The organism is Actinosynnema sp. (assembly GCF_052038725.1).
Window position 1 is genome coordinate 1 of the sequence record NZ_JBQGCX010000742.1, and the last position, 2,456, is coordinate 2,456.

The 2,456-nt window shown below is 74.6% G+C and carries 2 protein-coding genes; both read right to left on the reverse strand.

The genetic code is table 11. The features are described 5' to 3' along the window. On the reverse strand, positions 1 to 795 hold a 795-nt coding region (locus ACTUAL_RS15375; protein ID WP_440900738.1), incomplete at its 3' end, for a TolB family protein. Between the two features lie 5 nt (positions 796 to 800). After that, positions 801 to 1,763 carry a UDP-glucose 4-epimerase GalE gene (gene galE, locus ACTUAL_RS15380; protein ID WP_015800304.1) on the reverse strand — a complete coding sequence of 321 codons (963 nt, stop codon included), beginning with the start codon at positions 1,761 to 1,763 and terminating at the stop codon, positions 801 to 803. Positions 1,764 to 2,456 lie beyond the last annotated feature (693 nt).

Consider the following 2,456-nt stretch of genomic DNA (forward strand, 5'->3'; position numbering starts at 1 on the left):
CTGCGCGAGCACCCGGTCCTGGGTCCCGTCGGCGCTGGTGAGCCGGAGCCGGACGTGGTTGCCGTAGGCGGCGTCCACCTCGACGCTCTCGGTGTGCGCGACCCACCGCCCGTCGTCGCTGATCGCGACCGAGGCGAACCGGGCCCGCTCGGTGACCGGCGTCAGGTCGACCAGGTCCCCGGCGACCAGCCGGGCCGAGTCGCCGTCGACCGGTGCGGTCGTGGCCAGCAGCCTGCTGTGGAACGGGCCGAGGTCGTGGTCCCAGTACCGGATCGGGTAGCTCTCGTGCAGGATCGCCGTGACCCCGGCGTCCTCGCGCGCCTTGCGCACGTCCGCGTCCGCCTCGCCGAACCCCGCGCCCCGGTGCACCGGCGAGCCGAGCAGCACCGTGCCCGAGCCGCCCGCCACCAGCACCCGGTCGACACCGCCCGCGGGCCGGTGCAGCTCGCGGGCCTCACCGGTGGTCGGCAGCAGCCACAGCGCCGCCTTGTCCTTGGCCTCGCCGGGCTTGCGCTCCTGGTCCGGTCGCGCCGACAGGAACAGCAGCGAACCGTCCGGGGTGAACACCGGCGACGAGTCGCCCTTGGCCGAGCGGGTGAGCCTGCGCGCGGGCCGCCCACCGGTCGGGTCGACCTCCCACAGGGAGCCCTGCCAGGTCTTGCCGTCGTCCGAGAGCTCGGACACGACCGTCACCAGGCGGGAGCCGTCCGGCGACACCGCCAGCGAGCCGAGCCTGGGCAGCGCGGCGAAGCGCGCCAGGTCGGAGAAGTCCGCCGCTGATCCCGTTGTCGTCATGCGGCTCAGGCCTCCTCGCGGGCCTGGGTGAACTCCCAGGCGTCGCGGACGATGCCGGACAGGTCGGCGCGCTCGGGCTTCCAGCCCATCTCGGTGCGGGCGCGCTCGCTGGAGGCGATCAGCACGGCCGGGTCGCCCGCGCGGCGGCCGTCGACCACGGCGGGGATCGCGTGGCCGGTGACCTCGCGGCAGGCCTCGATGACCTGGTTGACGGAGAAGCCGAGCCCGTTGCCCAGGTTGTAGATGCGGTGCTCGCCTGCCGTGGCGTGCTCCAGGGCCTTCATGTGCGCGTCGGCCAGGTCGAGCACGTGGATGTAGTCGCGCACGCACGTGCCGTCGTCGGTGGGCCAGTCGTCGCCGAAGACCTTGATGCTCTCGCGCTTGCCCAGGGCGACCTGGAGCACGAGCGGGATCAGGTGGGTCTCAACGGCGTGCCGCTCGCCGAAGCGGCCGTACGCGCCCGCGACGTTGAAGTACCGCAGGCTCACGGCGGCCAGGCCGTGCGCGGCGGCGTAGGAGGTGATGGCGTGGTCGATCGCGAGCTTCGACGCGCCGTAGGTGTTGGTCGGCCGGGTCGGCGCGGTCTCCAGGATCGGGACCTGCTCGGGCTCGCCGTAGGTCGCGGCGGTGGACGAGAACACCAGCCGGGGCGTGCCGTGGGCGCGCATCGCGTCGAGCAGCTTCAGGGAGGTGACCACGTTGCCCTGCCAGTACTTGGCCGGGTCCACCATCGACTCGCCGACCAGCGACTTGGCCGCGCAGTGCACGATGCCGTCGAAGCCACCCGCGAGCACGTCGCCGATGGCGTCGTCGATGTCGGCCTGGACGAACTCGGCGCCCTCCGGCACGGCGTCCGCGTGCCCGGTGGACAGGTCGTCGAGCACGACGACCTCGTGCCCGGACTCGACCAGCCGTGCGGCGGTCACGCTGCCGACGTACCCCGCACCGCCCGTGACGAGCAGCTTCACCCTGTGTTCCCCGCTTTCCGCTTGTTCTCCACCGGCGGTCCCACCAGGTCCGGCCACGCGGTCGTGCCACGCGCTCCGGTCGAGCCGGGACGTTCGGTCCAGGTCGTGCAGTTCGGTACTTGGCAGGGGCGGGGAGCGGACGGCCCAGCCTCACGCCGACCGCTCCGCACCGACCCGAGCCGGTGCTCCCGCTCCGCACCGGAGGGCGACGCGCGCGCCACCCCCGGTGGATGTTCAGTTGTCCCCGCCCGAACGGGCGGGCCGCCCGCGTCCGCCACGAGGGCGGAGCTGCGCACCCCAAGCTTGCCGGATCGCCGAAACCACCGCTCCAGCGACCGCACCGAACGCCCACGAACCGCGCTGAACAGCGGACATGCCGGGAAGGAGGATCCAGCGAACCCCGCCGCAGCCGCAGCGACCACGCCCCAGACCCGAGGGGATCGCTCTGCGGCCTGCCGAGGGCCGCCCGAGCCGGTCCGCGGAAGCCGGTCTGCCCGAGCCGGTCTGCGGACGCTCGCCTGCGGACGCTGGTCCGCGTGGCCTGCGCGGGGTCCCAGCGGGGGCCTGCGGGGGCTGCCTGTGGTAGCTCTTGCCGCCCGCCGCCAGCCGCCAGCCGCCAGCCGGCAGCCGCCAGCCGCCCGCCGCCCGCCGCGCAGCGCCAGCCGCCAGCCGCGCGCCGCGGCCCGCGCGCCG